Source organism: Sarcina ventriculi, assembly GCF_900456775.1.
GTDB classification, from domain to species: domain Bacteria; phylum Bacillota; class Clostridia; order Clostridiales; family Clostridiaceae; genus Sarcina; species Sarcina ventriculi.
In genome coordinates, this window is sequence record NZ_UAUL01000009.1 from 45,343 (window position 1) to 66,305 (window position 20,963).

Annotated in this window: 16 protein-coding genes, 2 tRNA genes and 1 riboswitch; of the genes, 14 read left to right on the forward strand and 4 right to left on the reverse strand. The window is 27.2% G+C overall.

Annotation, left to right across the window (positions count from 1 at the left end):
* The first annotated feature begins 29 nt into the window (after positions 1-29).
* From metK to prfB, 7 genes are all read left to right on the forward strand, one after another.
* Positions 30-1,205 carry a methionine adenosyltransferase gene (gene metK / locus DR020_RS08485; RefSeq protein WP_055259531.1) on the forward strand — a complete coding sequence of 392 codons (1,176 nt, stop codon included), beginning with the start codon at positions 30-32 and terminating at the stop codon, positions 1,203-1,205.
* Positions 1,206-1,428: 223 nt separating this feature from the next.
* Complete coding sequence (recD2, locus tag DR020_RS08490) at positions 1,429-3,654, forward strand: SF1B family DNA helicase RecD2 (RefSeq protein WP_055259529.1); 2,226 nt, start codon at positions 1,429-1,431, stop codon at positions 3,652-3,654.
* Positions 3,655-3,674: 20 nt separating this feature from the next.
* Positions 3,675-4,589 carry a hypothetical protein gene (locus tag DR020_RS08495; protein ID WP_112365712.1) on the forward strand — a complete coding sequence of 305 codons (915 nt, stop codon included), beginning with the start codon at positions 3,675-3,677 and terminating at the stop codon, positions 4,587-4,589.
* Positions 4,571-5,242: a ComF family protein gene (locus tag DR020_RS08500; RefSeq protein WP_112365713.1), complete on the forward strand. Its 672-nt coding sequence runs from the start codon at positions 4,571-4,573 to the stop codon at positions 5,240-5,242. The genes DR020_RS08495 and DR020_RS08500 overlap by 19 nt, the downstream gene beginning before the upstream one ends.
* Positions 5,243-5,621: 379 nt before the next feature.
* Entirely contained in the window at positions 5,622-6,158 is a 537-nt protein-coding gene (hpf, locus tag DR020_RS08505) for a ribosome hibernation-promoting factor, HPF/YfiA family (protein WP_055259524.1), read from the forward strand.
* Positions 6,159-6,404: 246 nt separating this feature from the next.
* The gene (gene secA, locus DR020_RS08510; RefSeq protein WP_112365714.1) at positions 6,405-8,930 is read left to right on the forward strand and encodes a preprotein translocase subunit SecA; all 2,526 of its coding nucleotides are present in this window, start codon (positions 6,405-6,407) and stop codon (positions 8,928-8,930) included.
* A gap of 140 nt (positions 8,931-9,070) precedes the next feature.
* Positions 9,071-10,166, forward strand: a protein-coding gene (gene prfB, locus DR020_RS08515) for a peptide chain release factor 2 (protein ID WP_207655893.1) whose coding sequence is annotated in 2 segments (ribosomal slippage) — positions 9,071-9,148 and positions 9,150-10,166 — 1,095 coding nt in all. Because the reading frame shifts where the segments join, the coding sequence is not laid out codon by codon here.
* Between the two features lie 145 nt (positions 10,167-10,311).
* Here prfB and DR020_RS08520 read toward each other — a convergent pair.
* The gene (locus tag DR020_RS08520; RefSeq protein WP_112365715.1) at positions 10,312-11,682 is read right to left on the reverse strand and encodes a M28 family metallopeptidase; all 1,371 of its coding nucleotides are present in this window, start codon (positions 11,680-11,682) and stop codon (positions 10,312-10,314) included.
* Positions 11,683-11,814: 132 nt separating this feature from the next.
* On the opposite strand from DR020_RS08520, the gene DR020_RS08525 reads away from it, so the two are divergent.
* On the forward strand, positions 11,815-13,974 hold the full coding sequence (locus DR020_RS08525) for a Tex family protein (RefSeq protein ID WP_112365716.1): 2,160 nt from the start codon (positions 11,815-11,817) through the stop codon (positions 13,972-13,974).
* A gap of 65 nt (positions 13,975-14,039) precedes the next feature.
* A riboswitch (FMN riboswitch) is annotated at positions 14,040-14,157 on the forward strand.
* 142 nt (positions 14,158-14,299) lie between these two features.
* Positions 14,300-14,854: an ECF transporter S component gene (locus DR020_RS08530; protein WP_055259514.1), complete on the forward strand. Its 555-nt coding sequence runs from the start codon at positions 14,300-14,302 to the stop codon at positions 14,852-14,854.
* A gap of 42 nt (positions 14,855-14,896) precedes the next feature.
* Here DR020_RS08530 and rimI read toward each other — a convergent pair whose 3' ends face one another.
* The 3 genes from rimI to tsaE are packed head-to-tail and all read right to left on the reverse strand — an operon-like array spanning position 14,897 to position 16,504.
* Positions 14,897-15,367 carry a ribosomal protein S18-alanine N-acetyltransferase gene (rimI, locus tag DR020_RS08535; RefSeq protein ID WP_321523638.1) on the reverse strand — a complete coding sequence of 157 codons (471 nt, stop codon included), beginning with the start codon at positions 15,365-15,367 and terminating at the stop codon, positions 14,897-14,899.
* Positions 15,345-16,046, reverse strand: coding sequence for a tRNA (adenosine(37)-N6)-threonylcarbamoyltransferase complex dimerization subunit type 1 TsaB (tsaB, locus tag DR020_RS08540; RefSeq protein WP_112365717.1), 702 nt, complete (start codon positions 16,044-16,046; stop codon positions 15,345-15,347). Before tsaB ends, rimI begins: the two co-directional genes overlap by 23 nt.
* The gene (tsaE, locus tag DR020_RS08545; protein ID WP_055259510.1) at positions 16,040-16,504 is read right to left on the reverse strand and encodes a tRNA (adenosine(37)-N6)-threonylcarbamoyltransferase complex ATPase subunit type 1 TsaE; all 465 of its coding nucleotides are present in this window, start codon (positions 16,502-16,504) and stop codon (positions 16,040-16,042) included. Before tsaE ends, tsaB begins: the two co-directional genes overlap by 7 nt.
* A gap of 183 nt (positions 16,505-16,687) precedes the next feature.
* Between tsaE and DR020_RS08550 the strand changes: the two genes are divergently transcribed.
* The 5 genes from DR020_RS08550 to DR020_RS08570 all read left to right on the forward strand — a co-directional run bounded on the left by DR020_RS08550 (position 16,688) and on the right by DR020_RS08570 (position 20,916).
* Positions 16,688-16,762: transfer RNA gene (locus tag DR020_RS08550), tRNA-Trp, on the forward strand.
* Between the two features lie 28 nt (positions 16,763-16,790).
* Positions 16,791-16,865 (forward strand) — tRNA-Trp (locus DR020_RS08555).
* A 266-nt stretch (positions 16,866-17,131) separates the two neighbouring features.
* A complete protein-coding gene (locus DR020_RS08560; RefSeq protein ID WP_055259508.1) occupies positions 17,132-17,314 on the forward strand; it encodes an alpha/beta-type small acid-soluble spore protein in 183 nt (60 codons plus the stop codon).
* Positions 17,315-18,077: 763 nt separating this feature from the next.
* Positions 18,078-19,001, forward strand: a complete 924-nt coding sequence (locus tag DR020_RS08565; RefSeq protein ID WP_112365718.1) for a metal ABC transporter solute-binding protein, Zn/Mn family — start codon at positions 18,078-18,080, stop codon at positions 18,999-19,001.
* A 127-nt stretch (positions 19,002-19,128) separates the two neighbouring features.
* Positions 19,129-20,916, forward strand: a complete 1,788-nt coding sequence (locus tag DR020_RS08570) for a MutS family DNA mismatch repair protein (protein ID WP_112365719.1) — start codon at positions 19,129-19,131, stop codon at positions 20,914-20,916.
* Positions 20,917-20,963: the final 47 nt, after the last annotated feature.

Sequence of the window (20,963 nt, forward strand, 5' to 3'; positions counted from 1 at the left end):
AAAGAGGTTATTTTATATAACCCATAATTATGAGAAGATTATTTACATCAGAATCAGTAACAGAAGGGCATCCAGATAAAATTTGTGACCAAATATCAGATGCAGTTTTAGATGCTATAATAGCACAAGATCCAACAGCAAGAGTTGCTTGTGAAACAACAGTAACTACAGGGATGGTTATGATAATGGGAGAAATATCAACTAACTGTTATGTTGATATTCCTAAAGTAGCAAGAGAAACTATAAGAGAAATAGGATATGATAGAGCTAAATATGGTTTTGATTGCGATACTTGTTCAGTAATGACAACAATAGACGAACAATCAAATGATATAGCAATGGGTGTTGATGAAGCGTTAGAATCAAGAGAAGGTCAAAAAGATGATATTGAGGCTGTAGGGGCTGGAGATCAAGGTATGATGTTTGGTTTTGCGACTAATGAAACTGAAGAATTTATGCCTGCACCAATAGCTATGGCTCACAGATTATCAAGAAGATTAACTGAAGTTAGAAAAAATGGTACTTTACCTTATTTAAGACCAGATGGAAAAACTCAAGTTACAGTTGAATATGAAGATAACAAACCAGTAAGAATAGATGCTATAGTTATATCAACACAACATGGACCAGAAGTTTCTCAAGAACAAATAAGAGAAGATTTAATGGAACATGTAATAAAAGCTGTTATACCAGCAGAATTATTAGACGGTGAAACAAAATATTACATAAATCCAACTGGAAGATTTGTAATAGGTGGACCACAAGGGGATAGCGGATTAACAGGAAGAAAAATAATCGTTGATACTTATGGTGGATATGGAAGACACGGTGGTGGAGCTTTCTCAGGAAAAGATCCAACAAAGGTTGACAGATCAGCTGCATACGCTGCAAGATGGGTTGCTAAAAACTTAGTAGCTGCAGGGATTGCTGATAAATTAGAAATTCAATTAGCTTATGCAATTGGTGTTGCAAAGCCAGTATCAATAGTTGTAGATACTTTTGGAACAGGTAGAATATCAGACGATAAGATAGTTGAAATAGTTGAAAAAATATTTGACTTAAGACCAGGTGCTATAATAAAAGATTTAGAATTAAGAAGACCTATATACAGACAAACAGCAGCTTATGGACATTTCGGTAGAACTGATATAGATGCTCCATGGGAAAAATTAAACAAAGTAGAAGAGATAAAAAAATATCTTTAAGATATAAATGTTAAATAAGCATTCTTGTAATTTAATTACAAGAATGCTTATTTTCATATAAAGGAAAGTAGATTTTTTATTTTTTCAATTAATTTTTAACTTCATTTATTTATTAAAATAGCATATAAAAAATATTTTGATAAAATCATTGCAATTTAAACAAATTAAAATATGATATACTAATTATAGATTAAAGATAATAAATATTTGTAGGAGAACTGTTATGGAAGTATTAAGTGGTACAGTGGATAGTATTGTTTATAGAAGTGAGGAAAATGGGTATACTATTGCTAAAATTAAAGATGATAATATTATTTATACGATAGTGGGAGAGATTCCTCATATAAGAGAAAGGCAATTATTAAAACTTTCAGGTACTTGGATTAATCATCCTAGTTTTGGAAAAGAGTTCAAGGTTGAAATTTGTGAGGAAATAATTCCAAGTTCTTCAAAAGATATAGAAAAATATTTATCATCAGGGGTAATACATGGCATTGGACCAATTACTGCTAAGAAAATAGTAAATAAATTTGGAGATAAAACATTAGAAATCTTAGATAACGATATAGATAAATTAAAAAATATAGATGGTATAGGAAATAAAAAATTTAAGATTATAAAAGAATCTTATGTAGAACAAAAAGAACTTAAGGATATATACATATTTTTTCAAAGTCATGGATTAACAATAAAGCAATGTATGAAAATTTACAAAAAATATGGGGTTATAGCCATTGATGTAATTAAAGAAAATCCATATAAACTTTGTGAAGATATTTTAGGAATTGGTTTTAAGATATCGGATAAAATAGCTAAATCAATAGGAATTGATATAGAATCACCTTTTAGAATACAAACTGGTATACAGTATATAATAAATGAATTTTGTATGGCTGGAAATACATATATGCCAAAGGATATACTTATAGAAAAATCAATTGAGATTTTGCAGGTTTCTAAAGAAATTATAGAAAAAAATATTTTAGATAGTGCTTTAGATAATAAAATAAAGGTTGAAAAAATATATGGAATTGAAGGTGTTTTTACTATACCGTATTATTACTGTGAACTTGGAATAACCAATAAAATATTAAGTTTAGCGATAAGTGATTTTGAACAAATAGATGAAAATGTAGAAAATTTGATCAAAGAGTTTGAAAAGAAAAATAATATTAATTTTGGAAAGGTTCAAAAAGAGGCTATTGAAGGTGCTTTTGAAAATGGTATAGAAATAATAACAGGAGGTCCAGGTACTGGTAAAACAACTATAATAAAATGTATAATAGATATATTTGAGAAATGTGGTTTTAGTGTAGCTTTAGGAGCGCCAACTGGAAGAGCTGCTAAAAGAATGAGTGAATCTACTGGTAGGGAAGCTAAAACGATACATAGAATGCTTGAAATGGGAATTAGAGATGATAAGGATTTTGCATTATTTTTAGAAGATGAAACTACATTAAAGGCAGATGTAATTATTATAGATGAAGCTTCAATGATAGATGTAATTGTTATGAATTCTCTTTTGAAAGCTATAAAAAGTGGAACAAGATTTATAATTGTAGGGGATATAGATCAATTACCATCAGTTGGCCCTGGAAATGTTTTGAGGGATTTAATAGAAAGTGATTTTACAAAAGTTGTGAGATTAGATGAAATTTATAGACAAGGCAAAGAAAGCATGATAGTTATAAATGCTCATAAAATTAATAAAGGAGAGATGCCAATTTTAAATGATAAAAATAGTGATTTTTATTTCCTTAAAGAAAATGTTCAAGAAAATATTTTAGAAACTATGAAACAACTTGTAAATTATAGGCTACCTAAATTTAATAGAAAATGGGATAAGTTAAGGGATATTCAAATATTAACACCTATGAGGAGAGGAGTGCTTGGAGTTAATAATTTAAACTCACAACTTCAAGATGTCTTAAATCCTAAGAGTAAAAGTAAGAATGAGAAGGTTTTTAGGGATTTTATTTTTAGAGAAGGCGATAAAGTAATGCAGATAAAAAATAATTATCAGCTTAAATGGGAAAGAGTTTCTGGAAATGGAGAACTTAGAGGAACAGGTGTTTTTAATGGTGATATGGGCTTTATAGAAAAAATAGACTTAGAAGAAAAGCAAATATTTGTAATATATGATGATGAGAGATTAGTTGTATATGATTTTATATATTTGGATGAATTAGAGTTAGCTTATGCAATAACAATACATAAAAGTCAAGGTAGTGAATTTAAAGTTGTTGTAATGCCAAGTTATATGGGAGCTCCACTTCTTATGAATAGAAATTTACTGTATACAGGAATAACAAGAGCAAAAGAAATGGTGGTTATAAATGGTGATATAAAATCATTGAATTATATGGTGAATAATAATAAAAGTATGGAGAGGTATTCATCATTAAAATTTAGGATTGAAGAAATAATAGCGGATAACGCTTTTAAATAATATAAGATAATGGAGGCGACATGAGGTCACTATATGATGATAATATTAAAAAATTTAATCTTTGGTGTAGAGATAACACCTCTAAGGTAATAAATATTGTTTTTAGACCTTATGATAACTTGGTTATATTGAATGATTTAATAGATGATTATCTATTAAAAAATAAAAAAATATTATATATAAAAAAATTTTTTGATGTTTTTAAATTTAAATATAATGAGGGTGTCGAGTATATAACATTTGATACATTATATAGTATAAATAAATTTTATGACTTAATAATTTTAGATGATGTAAGTTTTTATTCTGAAAAGAGAGATATAGAAATTATAGAATATATATCTTTTTTGATGAAAAGATGTAGTAAGATTATTTTGTGTTCTTTTGAATATATATTAAAAAAAGAGGCAAGTATTAATTTAGCAGGGATAAATAATAAGAAGTATTTTTTAGAACCTAGGATTATAAAAAGTAGATTAAATTTTTTAAATTCAATGCCAAAGATTCTTTATGATTATTTTCAGTGGTTTATAAAAGAAAGAAGAAACGTAATAATTTATACGCCAAATGAAATATATACATCAAGTATATTTAATTATTATATTTATGTCTTTGGAGCTAGTAAAAATATAAATATAATTAAGGATAGTGGATTTATATTAAATAATATTATAAATAAAGAAAAAATAAACATAATAATAACTCATAATAGTATGTCCAATATTGATAATATAAAAGAGTTTGATTTAATATTTTATTTTTGCGATGAGAAAATTTTTGATAGTAAAAAAATAATATTTTCTTGTGCCAAGTTAAATAGCGATAAATTAGTGAGAGAAGTATTACTTTTATGTCAAAAAGAAACCTACAATGTAAGTCAAGCTAAAAAAATAGCTAGGAGTTATAACCAAATAATATGTCAAGAGGAGATTTAATTAGAAGAAAAATTAATTATTTAAAAAATAGCTTTTTATCAGTGGTTTATCCAGTATGCTATAATTGTTTAGATTGCAATGTTGAGATTGATAATACAGGTCTTTGTTTAAAGTGCTTAGAAAAAATAGAATTTTGCACTAGTGTAAACAAAATAATAGATATTAATGTTTATAGTGTAGCTTATTATGGATATTCAATAAAAAAACTCATCTTAGATTTTAAATATAAAAGCAATTTTGATTCAGGGAATTATTTGGGAAAATTGCTTTTAAATAAATTACAAGATATAGATGTAAATTTTGATTATATAACATATGTTCCCTGTAGTAATAGAAAACTTAAAGACAGAGGATTTAATCAATGTGAGGTTTTAGGTAAATATTTATATAAGAATACAGGTATATCATGTATAGAATTATTAAAAAAAGCAGATAAAATAAAAGAACAAAAATTTTTAACAGCTAAAGAAAGAAAAGAAAACATAAAAAATGCTTTTTTACTTATAAAAAGAGATAAATTAGAAGGAAAGAAAATTTTGCTTATAGATGATGTTATTACAACAGGAGCTACTTTAGAGGCATGTATTAAAGAATTAAAAAAAATTAAAGATATAAAATTAACAATATTAGTTGTTGCAAAAAATTTAAATTAAAATTTCTAAAATCTAGACAGTAAATAAGAAATTTGATATAATAAAGCATAAACTAGGTTTGTGGTTGAAAGTCGATGCCAGTCGCAGGCAAAACGATCCACGTAAGTTAAACAAAGATTTTAATGAGCATGGTGCGGCTTAGAAGTAAGTCCTACCAGTATTTAAACTGAGAGGGTTAGTAGTGAGAGGTTAAGTCCGGGTAGCAAAAGCTCCAGTAGGCGAGTGTGGGGTCAAAGACCAGGTCAACTAGTTTAAAAAGAAGATTGTATTCCAATCTTCTTTTTTTTATAAAAAACTTGAATAACCGTTTTCAATGAAGTATAATATAAGTGTAGTTAATAAATATTTATTAACTAGGTCTTAGAAGGGGGCTGATAACATGAAAGTAACAGTATACGCTAAAAATATTGAATTAACAGATGCATTAAAAAGCACAGTTGAGAAAAAAATTTCAAAGTTAAGTAAGTATTTTGATGGTGATGTTGAGGCAAAAGCTACATTAAGTGTAGTTAGAAATAATCAAATTGTAGAAGTTATGATTCCCTTTAATGGAATATATTTAAGAGGTGAAGAGTCTACTGATGATATGTATAAATCTATAGACTTAGTTGAAGATAAATTAGAAGGACAAATTAGAAAACAAAAAACAAAACTTTTAAAGAAAAATAAATTTAATTCATTAAAGTTTTCAATTCCTAGTGAAATTAAAATTGAAGATGAAAAAGATGATGCAAAGATAGTTAAGAGCAAAAAATTTGATATGAAGCCTATGCTAAAAGATGAAGCAGTGCTTCAAATGGAATTAATAAGTCATGATTTTTTTGTATTTAAAAATGCTGAAACTGATGAATTAAATGTTGTATATAAGAGGAAAGATGGAAATTATGGTTTGATAGAACCTGATAATATAAAATAAATAAAAGAGGATATGTATTACATATCCTCTTTTATTTATTTTAGTAACTATTGATTAAACTGGAAAACATTTTTTAATCTAATATAAAAATATTTTATGTAAAGTGTTATTAATAGATTATTTTAGATTTCTTGAAAAAATATAATATTAAATGATATAATTAATGTATTCAGTAAGATAATTATGTTAATAAATTGATATTATGAATATAATTACAAAAAATGTATAAAGAATGAGGTATGAACTATGGGAATGCTTGATAAAATGTTTGGCAGTTATAGCGATAGAGAAGTAAAAAGAATAATACCTATAATTAATGAGATAGATAAATTAGGTGCAGAGATGGAAAAGCTTTCTGACCAACAGTTAAAAGATAAAACATTTGAATTTAGAAATAGATATAATAATGGAGAAGATTTAGATGATATTTTGCCAGAAGCTTTTGCAGTTTGTAGAGAAGCATCAACAAGGGTTTTAGGTAAAAAACATTATAGGGAGCAGTTAATTGGAGGAGTTGTTCTTCATCAAGGAAGAATTGCAGAGATGAAAACAGGAGAAGGTAAAACATTAGTTGCGACACTTCCAGCATATTTAAATGGTATATCAGGAAAGGGTGTCCACATTGTAACTGTTAATGATTACCTTGCTAAAAGAGATAAAGAAGAAATGGGAAAACTTTATGAGTTTTTAGGACTTAAAACTGGGGTTATAGTTCATGAACTTAATAACGACCAAAGAAGAGAATCATATGCAGCAGATATTACCTATGGAACTAATAATGAGTTTGGTTTTGATTATTTAAGAGATAATATGGTTATTTATAAAGAGGAAAGGGTTCAAAGACCTCTTAATTTTTGTATTGTAGATGAAGTTGATTCTATTCTTATAGATGAGGCTAGAACTCCTCTTATAATATCAGGAGCTGGTGATAAATCAACTGAACTTTATAAAATAGCAGATTTTTTTGTTAAAAAATTAAAAGAGGAAGAAGATTATACAATAGATGAAAAGGCTCATGCTGTTATGCTTACAGATATGGGAGTTGAAAAGGCTGAAAAAGCTTTCAAGATAGATAACTATGCAGATTTAGCTCATATAGAACTTCAACACCATGTAACTCAAGCTTTAAAAGCTAATTTTATGATGAAAAGAGATAAAGATTACATGGTAAAAGATAATCAAATAGTTATAGTTGATGAATTTACAGGAAGACTTATGGAAGGAAGAAGATATTCAGATGGACTTCATCAAGCTATTGAGGCTAAAGAAGGGGTTAAAGTTCAAAGAGAGTCGAAAACTCTAGCAACAATAACATTTCAAAATTACTTTAGAATGTATGAAACGTTAGCAGGAATGACAGGTACTGCGTTAACTGAAGAAACAGAGTTTAGAGAAATTTATGGATTAGATGTTATAGTTGTTCAAACTCATAGACCAATACAAAGAATGGATAAACCAGATTTAGTTTATAAAAGTGCTAAGGGTAAATATCAAGCTATAGTTGATGAGATAATAGAAACTCATAAAAGTGGTCAACCAGTTTTGGTTGGTACAACGAGTATTGAAAAGTCTGAATATATATCACATCTTTTAAAAAGAAAAGGTGTACCACATAAAGTATTAAATGCTAAATATCATGAACAGGAAGCTGAAATAGTATCTCGTGCAGGAGAACTTGGAAATATAACAATTGCAACAAATATGGCTGGTAGAGGTACTGATATAAAATTAGCAGATGGTGTTCGTGAAGTTGGTGGTCTTAAAATAATAGGAACTGAAAGGCATGAGTCTAGAAGAATAGATAATCAGCTTAGAGGACGTTCAGGACGTCAAGGAGATCCAGGAGAATCAAGGTTTTATATATCTTTAGAAGATGATTTGATGAGAATATTTGGTTCTGATAAATTGCAAGGCGTTGTAGAGAGATTAGGTCTTAAAGATACAGAAGCTATAGAGAGTAAAATGGTAAGTAAATCTATAGAAAATGCTCAAAAAAAGGTTGAAGGAAATAATTTTGATGTAAGAAAAACTCTTTTAGGTTATGATGATGTTATGAATAAGCAAAGAGAGATTATTTATAAGCAAAGATCAGAAGTTTTAGAAGGCATGAATTTAAAAGAGCAAATTAGAGATATGATAGAATATGTGATAGATAGTGCTGTTGATTCACATCTTAATAATGTAACTCAAGGTGATTATGATAAGGAAATAGATGCATTAATATTATACCTTCAGGATATATATCTTCCTCAAGGTAGTATATCTGCAAAAGATATTAAAGGCTTAGAGAGTGATGATATAAAAGAAAAGTTATATGATATAGCTATAAAGTTATACGAGGAAAAGGAAATCAATATAGGTGATGAAAAAATAAGAGAGATTGAAAGGGTAATTCTTTTAAGAGTAGTTGATACAAAATGGATGGATCATATAGATAGCATGGATCATTTAAAACAAGGTATAGGTCTTAGAGCTTATAGGCAACAAGATCCAACTCAAGCATATCAAATAGAAGGAAGTAATATGTTTGAAGATATGATTCATAGTATAAAGGTTGATACGGTAAGAATACTTTTCCATACTAAGATAGAAGTTGAAACACCACAAAGAGAGTCTGTTATAGGAAGTACAAAGACAGCTGCTGTTCATGGGCAAAATAATAAAGAAGAACAAAAACAACAGCCAGTTAGAAATGATATAAAAATTGGAAGAAATGATCCATGTCCTTGTGGAAGTGGTAAAAAATATAAATCTTGTTGTGGAAAAGAATAAATAGGATAAGATATGTGACTGCCTTAGGTATATCTAGGGCAGTTTAAGTTTTATCTTAAAAGTGTTAGTTTTATATTTGTAGAAATAAAAGTAAAAGTGATATACTATAAAATATATTATTTTGTTAGGAGTGAGTTTTGGTGATTATAGAATTAGAAAACCAATTAGGAAAGATTGTGGGTTTAAGAAAAGAAGTTAGAGAAATGGGGAATTCACTTTGACTTAGAAGGATTAAAAAAGCAAAGTGATGAATTAGAACTTAAAATGCAAGAGTCAAACTTTTGGAATGATATAGATAAAGCACAAGAAATAACTCAAAAATCTAAGAGATTAAAGGATAAAATAAGTAAAATAGAAGGCTTAGAAAAATCTTTAGAAGATGTTGAAGTTTTAAAAGATATGATAGAGCAAGATGATATGGATAGTATTAAAGAAATCATATCAGAGATAAAGTCTATTGAAAAGCAAGTAGAAGAATTTAAAATAGAGATTTTGTTATCAGGTGAGTATGATAGAAATGATGCTATACTAACACTTCATACAGGAGTTGGTGGAAGTGATGCAAATGATTGGACATATATGCTTTTAAGGATGTATACAAGATGGTGTGAAAAGAAGGGATACGCTGTAAAAACTTTAGAATATCTTCCAGGAGATGAAGCAGGAGTTAAAAGTGTAACTTTATCTATAAAGGGAGAATTTGCTTATGGATATTTAAAAGCTGAGAAGGGTATTCATAGACTAGTTAGAATATCTCCTTTTAATGCAAATGGAAAAAGGCAGACTTCATTTGCATCTGTAGAGATTTTACCAGAGCTTACAAAAAATCAAGATATAGAGATAAATCCATCAGACTTAAAGATAGATACGTTTAGGGCAGGTGGTGCTGGTGGACAGCATGTAAATAAGACTGAATCAGCAGTTAGAATAACACATCTACCTACTGGAATAGTTGTTCAATGTCAAAATGAAAGAAGTCAGTTTTCAAATAGAGATACTGCTATGGCTATGTTAAAGTCTAAGCTTATAGAATTAAAAGAAAGAGCTCATAAGGATAAAATAGAAGATTTAACAGGAGAACTTAAAGATATGGGGTGGGGAAGTCAGATAAGAAGTTATGTGTTTCATCCTTATTCTTTAGTTAAAGATCATAGGACAGGTGTTGAAATATCAAATGTTAATGGAGTTATGGATGGAGATATAGACCAATTTATAATAAGTTTTTTAACTAAATAATTAGAGAAAATTATAAATTTAATTTTTAGTATTAAAATATGTTGATTTTAGATAAATATTAAAAAATATTTTTATTAGTATTAATGCAATGAAATATCTTTTAAAATTAACTAAAATCAACTTTGTTTATATATTAATTTGTAGATTATTTAACTTTTTTTGCATTTTTATCGTCTATCATAAGTAAAATGATAAATAAAAGAAATAAAATTAAACCTAATATAATTAATGAAGTATTTTCTAAAAGTAAGAGAGTTAGAGGATTGTATGCATAATTATATATTTGTGATATAGCAACTAAAAATGCTCTGTTTATAGCACTTTCACTTATATATTCTAAAGTATCATATTTTGTGTGAATTTTAGATACATCTCCATCATTTATTGTAACTGAATCAATTCCATTATTTAAAAAGCTTGCATGGTCAGACGAATCTTTATTTTCAATTAAATAAGCTATTTTGTTATTTTTACAGTAATTTATTAAACTATCTAAAAGTCCACTTTTAAATTCTTCATTTTCTCCAGTCATAAGGGTAATTGGAATTCCATCATCACTACCTATCATATCAAAATTTATAACTTTAGCATCTTGTAATGTATTTTTATTTTCATTAGCAAAACTACTTGAACCTAAAAGTCCAAATTCTTCAGCGTTTAAAGCAACAAAAATTATGTCTCTATCTGGTGTTGGAAGTGAACTTAAAAAAGATGCAAGTTCTAATAAAAAAGAAATTCCTGATGCATTATCTAATGCGCCTCTATAAATATTTCCATCTAAATCTACTCCTAAATGATCAAAGTGAGCTGTTAAAACAAGAGGTGATAATGATGAATTAGAACCTTTTATAACGCCAACGACATTATTTACAGTAGTTTCTTCAGCTATATATGGAAAGAAGCAATTTATGTTATACTCATTTTCATAAGCAACTTTAATTTCTTCAAAGGTTTTAGGTGATACATTTACATATAAATCAAATGTAGAATTATAGTCGAAAGAGCTTCTAAAATCAAAGTTATCCATAGAAGTTGATATAAAAACTACTTTTTCACCTGTGGATGTTTTTACAGCTAAAGCGGAAGAGTTAAATGATACTGTATCTTCTTTGGAAAATGATATATTATTAGCTCTAAAATTTAAAAAAGTATCTTTAAAATCTCTATTATATTCAAAGTTTTTTATTATATTGTTAGACTTATTTGTAATTGTTAAATAAGGCTGACCTTCAATTTTTTTAGGGTAAAAAACATTAAAATCTTGAAGATATTTTAAATTATATGGAAGTAGTGAGTTTTCTTTAAATTTATTTAAAATATATTTTTGAGCGAGGATATTTCCTTCTTCTCCACATAATCTCCCTTCAAGTTCATCAGATGTTAAATATTTTATACTACTAATTACATTAGATATATTGAATTCGTTTATGTTAAATCTAGAAAGTATGGATACATGAAACACAAAGAATGTAAGAATAAATAAAAATTTAGTTAAGTTAAATTTTATATTTTTCATAATATGACTCCTATAAGTTGATAATTATAATTATGATTTGCATGATATAATTATTCTGTTTTTGTTAATATTTGTTTTTGATAAAATACGTAATATAATATTATTGTTACAAAATGGGAAGGAGAAAAAGTTATGCAAAGTATAAATGAAATTTTGGCTAAAGAGCTTAATATATCTGAAAAACAAGTTAAAAGTGTTGTAGAATTATTGGATGATGGAAATACTGTGCCTTTTATAGCTAGATATAGAAAAGAAAAAACAGGAGGATTAAGTGATGAGATATTAAGAATATTTTTTGAGAGACTTACTTATTTAAGAGGATTAGAAAATAAAAAAGAAGATGTTATTAGGCTTATAAAAGAGCAAGGAAATTTAACTCAAGATTTAAAAAATAAAATTATACAGTGCAAAAATTTAACAGAGGTTGAGGATATATATAGACCTTTTAAGCCTAAAAAAAGAATAAGGGCTATAATTGCTACTGAAAAAGGATTAAAGCCTCTAGCACAAGTTATATTGGAAGGTACTTTTTCAGGTAACTTAAATAGTGAAGCTTCTAAATATATAAGTAAGGAAAAGGAGGTTTTGTCAGAAGAGGATGCTTTAAAGGGGGCTATGGATATAATAAGTGAAATAATATCTGATGATGCAAACTTTAGGAAATGGATAAGGGAGTTTATAAAAGAAAAAGGAAGCATAGAAACTATTGGAAAAAGTGATGATAGAAATAATTATGAAATGTATTATGAATATAAAGAGCCTATAAAATCTATTCCATTTCATAGGATTTTAGCTATAAACAGAGGAGAAAAAGAACAGGTACTTCAAGTTAAATTAAATTTTAATGATGAAAGAGTAATTAATTATTTAGAGAAAAATATTTTAAAAAATAATGAAGTAACTGATGAATATTTAAAAAAATCGGTGAGGGATTCTTTTAAAAGGCTTATTTATCCTTCGATAGAAAGAGAAATTAGATTTGAATTGACATCTAGAGGGGAAGACAGTGCAATTGGTATATTTAAGGCGAATTTAAAGTCACTTTTAATGCAAGCACCTATAAAAGGCAAAGTTGTAATTGGTTTTGATCCAGGGTTTAGAACAGGATGCAAGATTGCAGTTTTAGATGATACAGGGAAATTTATTGAAAATGCAACGGTGTATCCAACAATGCCTAAAAATGATATAGATGGAAGTATAAGAATTTTAAAAGAGTTAATTTATAAATACGATGTAGATGTTATATCTTTAGGAAATGGAACGGCTTCAAGAGAGTCAGAAGATGTTATTGAAAGGCTTATTAAAGAGGTTAAAGAGGAAAAAGGAAAGGATTTATATTATGTAATTGTATCAGAAGCTGGGGCATCTGTTTATTCAGCATCAGAACTTGCAAATAAGGAATATCCTAACTTAGATGTTACAGTTAGAGGTGCAATATCTATAGGTAGAAGACTTCAAGATCCATTAGTTGAACTTGTTAAAATAGATCCAAAAGCTATAGGAGTTGGACAATATCAACATGATGTGAGTTCTAAAAAATTAGATGAATCCCTAAAAGGTGTAGTTGAGGATTGTGTTAATAACGTGGGAGTAGATTTAAATATAGCGACCCCATCTCTTTTAAGTTATATAGCTGGAATAAACGGAACAATAGCTAAAAATATAGTGAATTTTAGAGAAGAAAATGGAAAGTTTGCAAATAGAAAAGAACTTTTAAAAGTAAAAAGATTAGGAAAAAAAGTATATGAGCAATGTGCTGGATTTTTAAGAGTTTCAGAAAGCGATGAAGTTTTGGATAATACATCTGTTCATCCAGAATCTTATGAGGTTGCTAAAAAATTAATAGAAATTTTAGGATATGATAAAAGAGATTTGAAACTTGGAAAATTAAAAGATATTGATGAAAAGATAAAGATTATTGGTATTAATAAATTAGCTGATGAGTTGAGTGTGGAAATTCTTATGTTAAAAGATATAATAAAAGAATTAAAAAAACCAGGAAGGGATCCAAGAGAAGAACTTCCAAAACCTATTTTAAAATCAGGTGTTATAAATATAAAAGATTTAAAGAAAGATATACTTCTTATGGGAACTGTAAGAAATGTTTCGGATTTTGGAGCCTTTATAGATATAGGAATTCATCAAGATGGCTTAGTTCATAAAAGTCAAATGGCAAATAAATTTGTAAAACATCCATTAGATATAGTAAAGGTTGGAGATATTGTAAGGGTCAAGATATTAGAAATAGATGAAAAAAGAAAGAGAATATCACTTTCTATGAAAGATGTTTAAAAAAACATTACGATAAAATATTGACATTAAACTGCAATATTGATAAGATTAATAGTGTAAATAAATAGAATCTTCGGGGCGAGGTGTAAATCCTCACCGGCGGTTATAGCCCGCAAGCTTTTAGTAGCAGATTTGGTGAAATTCCAAAGCCGACAGTTAAAGTCTGGATGAGAGAAGATGTGTCATAAATATATTCTTATTGTAATGATATCAGTAACCCCGATGATTTATTCATCGGGGATTTTAAATTTTAAAAATAATTTAAGTGCAAATAGAATAATTGTGATAAAGCTCCGAAAAAGAATAATATTATAAGGGGAAAATTATGGGGCAAAAAAAAGATTTGAACAAATTTATGAAAATAGCACTATTGTGTGCGATAGCATTAGTTTTAATGTATATTGAATTTCCTATAACTCCATTTCCATGGTTAAAAATTGATTTAAGTGATGTACCAGCTCTTATGGGGGCATTTGCATTTGGACCAATGGCAGGAATAATTATAGAAATAGTAAAAAATATTTTAATAGTATTAGTTAAAGGAACACAATCAGCTTTTGTTGGAGAAATTGCAAATATTCTAATAGGAATATCTTTAGTGGTTCCATCAGCTGTTATATATAGAAAGTGGAATAGTGCAAAAAGTGCAGTAATAGGTATGATAATTGGTGCTATATGTATGCAAGTTGTGGGAATATTAGCCAATATATATCTTTTATTACCTCTTTACGGTATGCATTTAGTTGGTGCTGAGCTTGTTGATTATATATTAATTGGGCTTGTTCCGTTTAATGGAATAAAAGCTATTATAGCGTCTGTTGTAACATTTTTACTATATAGAAGATTAGTAGGAAAAGTTTTTAAAAGAGAAAGCATATAAAAAATAAAAGCTGTATCAGATTTTGATACAGCTTTTTTAAGATTAAAGGTTATGCATCCACATAAGGATAGCGTCTTCTTTATTATCTTCGTAGTATTTTTTTCTAATTCCTTCTTCAATAAAGCCAAACTTTTTATAAAGGTTTTGAGCCTTTATATTTGAAGCTCGAACTTCTAAATTGATGTCTATTACATTGTTTTTTTTGCATAGATTTAGCGCGGTATTCATTAATAAATTTGCAAAACCGTGCCCTCTAAAATCTTTAGATACTGCAATATTGGTTATGTTAGCTTCTCCAATTACTATCCAAACACCAATAAATCCTACAATCTTGTTATTAAAAATAGCTACTAAATAATGTGCTAATGGATTTTTAACTTCATTTATATAAGATTCTTTGCTCCAAGAAACAGGAAAACTTTCCTCGCTTATTTTAACAACAGAATCAATATGGCAAAGTTCCATAGGAACTATATCTACATCCATAGGTTTAAATCTCCATTCTTTTTTCATATTCTCTTTCAGCTTGAGATTTTCTAAGGTAAATAGGATTAATAGAATCAATATTTTCTATAATCCCATCATTAATTTTTTTAATTCCAAGTTCTCCAACAGAAGAAGCTTTAGGAAAATTACTATGATTTGGTGCAAAGAAGCTGTTTGGAATGTTTTCTTGTAAAAATTCTTTATGTTTAGCTACTCCATCTCCAACAAAAATTATAGGTAAAGTTTGCTCTTTTAAAATAGTTACTAACTCATTTATGTTTAAGCATTGTTCTTTAATTAAAGGTGTTAAGTTATTATTTTCATTTTTATAAAGACAAGTATATATATTATCTCTAAGAGCATCCATTATAGGACAAATTATTCCTTGGAATGATATAGAATTATAAGCTAAAGCATCTAATGTAGATACAGAAATTAAAGGCTTTTTAGATGCAAAAGCTAAACCCTTTAAAGTAGCCATACCAATTCTAAGACCGGTAAATGAACCAGGACCTCTACTGATTATAAAAGCATCAATATCATTAATATCTATTTCATATTCTTTTAAAATAGAATCTATTAAACGCATAAGTATAACAGAATGTTGCTTTTTATCATTTAAATTTATTTCAGCTAAAATTTTATCATCTTTAATTAAAGCACAAGTTGCAGTACTATAAGATGAATCTACACTTAAAACTAACATTTTTTAATCTCCTTTATGTAATTATATCTATCCCCGAAACTAGTAATAATTATTTTTCTAAAATTTTCTCCTTTTTCAGGAATCTTTTTTATATTTATATAAAGATACTCTGATGGAATCAAATCTTCTATATAATTTGCCCATTCAATAAGACTTACTCTGTCACTAAATATATACTCATCAAAACCAATTGCGTATATTTCATCTGGATCATTTATCCTATATACATCAAAGTGATTTAAACCAAGTCTTCCGCTTGAATATTCATTAACTATATTAAAAGTTGGGCTTGTTATATGTTCTTTTATTCCAAGACCAAGAGCAATTCCTTTACTTATATGAGTTTTGCCAGTTCCTAAATCTCCAGTTAAACATATTATATCACCGGGATTTACAAGATTACCAATCTGTTTTCCTATATTAAATGTTTCTTCAACACTAGTTACTATAAATTCCATAAAAATTCTCCTTTTAAAAATAAGGTCTTATTTAATATTTTATCCAAGTTTTAAAGAAAAGAAAAGATGTGTATAGAGTTAAATGCAAAATGTATTAAGTATAATCAAAAATAATTTTAAAATAATATTTATTAAAAAGTATTGTAAAAAATCTAACTTTATTATATAATACATAATGTGCTTAGGGGTATGGCTCAACGGTAGAGTAGTGGTCTCCAAAACCATTGGTTGTGGGTTCAAATCCTACTGCCCCTGCCATTTAAAATCAAATATAAAAAACTATCATAGGGGTATGGCTCAACGGTAGAGTAGTGGTCTCCAAAACCATTGGTTGTGGGTTCAAATCCTACTGCCCCTGCCAATAAACTAGAAAATTTATTTTTCTAGTTTATTTTTTTGTAAAATTATATTTTATTTAATGATTTAGTATTAAAAAATTTATAATTGATATTTAATTGATAATTATAATAGAAAAAATTACCTGTAATATAAAAAAAAATAATGGGTAATATAATAGTGTAGCAAAGATAAGATATTAATTAAATAAAAAGACAATAATCTTAAATTTATTTAATAAAATATTTTTGTTATAAGATAAAAATACCAAGGCCAAAGGAGGAATTTGTTATGTCAAAAGCATTAGTTCCCGAAGCAAAAAATGGATTAAAGACATTTAAAACAGAGGTAGCTAGAGAGTTAGGAGTACCATTTTCAGATTATAATGGTGATTTAACCGCTAGACAATGCGGTTCCGTGGGTGGCGAAATGGTTAAAAGAATGGTAGAAGAATACGAAAGCCACTTAAAATAACCTAAAAAGTGTTATACAGATGAAAAATTCTGTGAAAGAGGATGAAATGACCGTAGGGGTGATTAATACCTCCCATGTTTGTAAAGAGCATGGAACGATGAAATTTTAATTTCATCTAAACTCTTTGAATTGCTGGAAGTTCCTAAAGCTAACTAAACTACAACATGACCATGAAATAAGGGTGAGTGTGAAAGTTACGAAAGTAGAAAAAATTAGTTAGATAATATATGGTTAAATCCTAAGTATTATTATAATGGATAATCAGCAACTAAGCTCCGAATAGGAGAAAGCTCAACGACTATCCTTAAAAAGGAGTACATCACAAGTATGGGTGATGGAAGTGGAGAGTACCTAAAACATTAATAATTAATGAAAGGTAATGATATAGTCTGCGCTCTTGTCCGAAAGGCAGAGGTTGTTTAAACAACATTTACAAAATTGCGATTGTAAATAAACAAAAGTTTTTATAATAAAATAAAAAATTATTTATAATATATAATTTTTGCTGATTATAAAAACATAAACGGATATACCACCAAATATTTTATAATATCATAATTATAGATATTGGTGAAAATTAAGGTTATAAATTCAAATACCATTCAAAAAGGAGACTATTAAAGAAATTTTTCTTTAATAGTCTTTCTTTGTTTGAATTTAAAATTAAATTTATTTTATGTTAATTTAATTAAAAAAAGGTGATTATTTCAATATAAATAGTATAATAATTTTATATAAACATTAAATTATTTAAGGAGGAAAAATGTTAAAAAAAATAATGATGGCTATTGTTTTAATCATTCCTACTTTTTTTATTCGTTGCAATAAAGTAGAAACTGCTTTTGATACTGATTTAGAAAAAATACAAGTAGTTACATCTATAGAACCTATAAGAGAAGTAACCCAAATTATAGGGGGAGATAGGATAATCACTAAGAATATTATTAAAAATGGTATTGATCCCCATGATTATGAACCAACAAGTAAAGATTTAATTACTTTAAATAATTCTCAAATATTTCTATATAATGGTTTGGGGATGGAGGAATGGGTAAATAAAGTAGTAGATAGTATAAAAGATATGGAGGTCGTTGTAATTAATACATCTGAAAATGTAGATGTTATAGATGAAAATGGAAATAGTATAGATAATTATAATGAAAGCATGACAAAGAAAAAGGTAGATCCTCACATATGGCTTAGTTTAACTCAATGTAAAGTGCAAAGTTTGAATATTAAAAATGCGCTTAAAAGCATAGATTTAGAAAATAGCAATTATTACGAGGATAATTATAATGAGTTTGTTTCTAAAATAGATTCTCTTTATACGGAATATAAGGAAAAATTTGATAGTTTAGAAAATAAAAATTTTGTAACAAGTCATACAGCTTTTGGATATCTTTGTAAGGACTTTGGGCTAAATCAAGTAAGTATTGAGGAGTTATTTGGGGAAGGAGAAATTACTCCAAGTATGTTGAAGGATTTGGTTAATTTTTGTAAGGAAAATAATATAACAACTGTATTTATGCCTGAGGTTGCAAGTAAAAGATTATCAGAAACTTTAGCAAATGAAGCGAATGTAAAAGTTGTTAAAATTCATAGCTTAGAGAGTATACCTCAAAATTTAACTTATCTAGAAGCTATGAGAGAGAATTTAAATATTATTTATGAAAGTCTAAGCAGATAAAGATAATGTATTTAATAAGAGAGATGATTATTAAAAATCTTTCTATTTATACAAGTTAAAAATAAGGGGTAATAAGCTTTATTTAAGATTTGAAGATTAAAAAGAATTGTTAATTTAAGAGGTGTTTATGCAGGATAGGGTAGCTTTTTATAATAAGAGAATTGGTTCCAAGAAATTGGAAATAGAAAAACTAAACAGAAACTATAACAGTATAAGTCTTTTAAGAATTTTAACTGTAATAAGTGCAATATTTTTTGAAGTTTTTTGTTACACAAGAAGAGATTTATTTTTTGGAATAGTATTATTTGTGCTTCACATAATATTATTTTTATTTTTAGTTAAAATTCATGAGAAAATATATATAAATAAAGAGAGGGTTAAAGGATTTATAGAATTAAATAAGAAAGAAATAGAGAGAATAAATGGAAAATGGAAAAGCTTTGATGATAAAGGAGAGGAATATTTAGACTTAAAGCATCCGTTTATTAATGATTTAGATATTTTTGGTAAGAATTCTTTATTTCAATGGGTTAATAATACTAAAACAACTTACGGTAGAGAATCTTTAAAAAATTTAATGATGTTTAATAATCTTCCAAGGAGAGAAGAAATTTTAGAAAGGCAAAGTTCTTTAAAGGAACTTGCTGATAAAATTGATTTTAGACAAGAGTTAACATCAACTTTAAAAAGTGACAAAAATAAAAATGATGAAACTTTTATAGGAGATTGGGTAAAAGAGAATGATAAAAAACATATAAAATTTTTTGATTTAATTAGAATAGGAATGCCAATAATAAATGTATTAGTAATAATTTTAACTATAGTTGGCATAGGTGAGTGGATAGATATTTTAGTCACTTTAGGGATATCGTATTATCTTTTAAAGTTTATTGATAGTGATGTAAAAAAAGGGTTGATTATTTTTGAGGATTTAAAATATAAGATTAAAACTTATGTAAAGGCTATTAAAATAATAGAAAATGAAGAATTTAAATCTAGTGAGTTGAATAAATTAAAAAGTATTTTTAAAGATAGTAATTCTTTAGCTAGTGAAGATTTGTTAGAGCTTGAGAAGATAACTTCATGGCTTTATGATAGGCATAATGCATTTTATATAATATTAAATTGTTTATTTTTATGGGATTATCAAATGATAAAAAAATTAGAAAAATGGAAATACAAAAACAAGGATAAGTTTAATGCTTATATGGAGTGTTTAGGACAGTTTGAAGCTATGAGCTCTTTAAGCACATTGGTGTTTAATAATCCATTATGGGAAGTACCAAACATTACTGACAGTGTTTTATCTGGAAAGGACTTGACTCATCCATTATTAGGAGATGAAGCTGTTGGAAATGATTTTTATATGGATAAAAATACTAGGGTATTATTAATTACAGGTTCAAATATGTCAGGTAAAAGTACATTTTTAAGAACAGTTGGCTTCAATATGATATTAAGCTATTTAGGGTTAAATGTTCCTGCAAAAGAGTTTAATGTGCCTATTTTTAATATTTATACTTGTATGAGAACTGGTGATGACTTAGAAAATAATATATCATCTTTTTATTCTGAAATCTTAAGAGTAAAAGGTATAGTAGATGGTACAAAGAGAAATGAGAGAATATTTTTCTTGCTAGATGAGATATTTAAGGGAACTAATTCAATAGATAGGCATGAAGGGGCTGTGGTTTTGATAAATCAACTTTTAAAGGGCGATACATTAGGTCTTGTATCAACTCATGATTTAGAACTTTGTGATATGGAAAAAAATAATGACTTTGTATCAAACTATTATTTTAAGGAATATTATAAAAACAATAAAATAATGTTTGATTACAAAATAAGGCAAGGTGTTTCTAAAACTAGAAATGCTAAATATTTAATGAAAATGGCTGGTATTGATATAGAATAATCTAGCTTATTGTATTGATAATATAACTTTAGACAAACATATCAAAA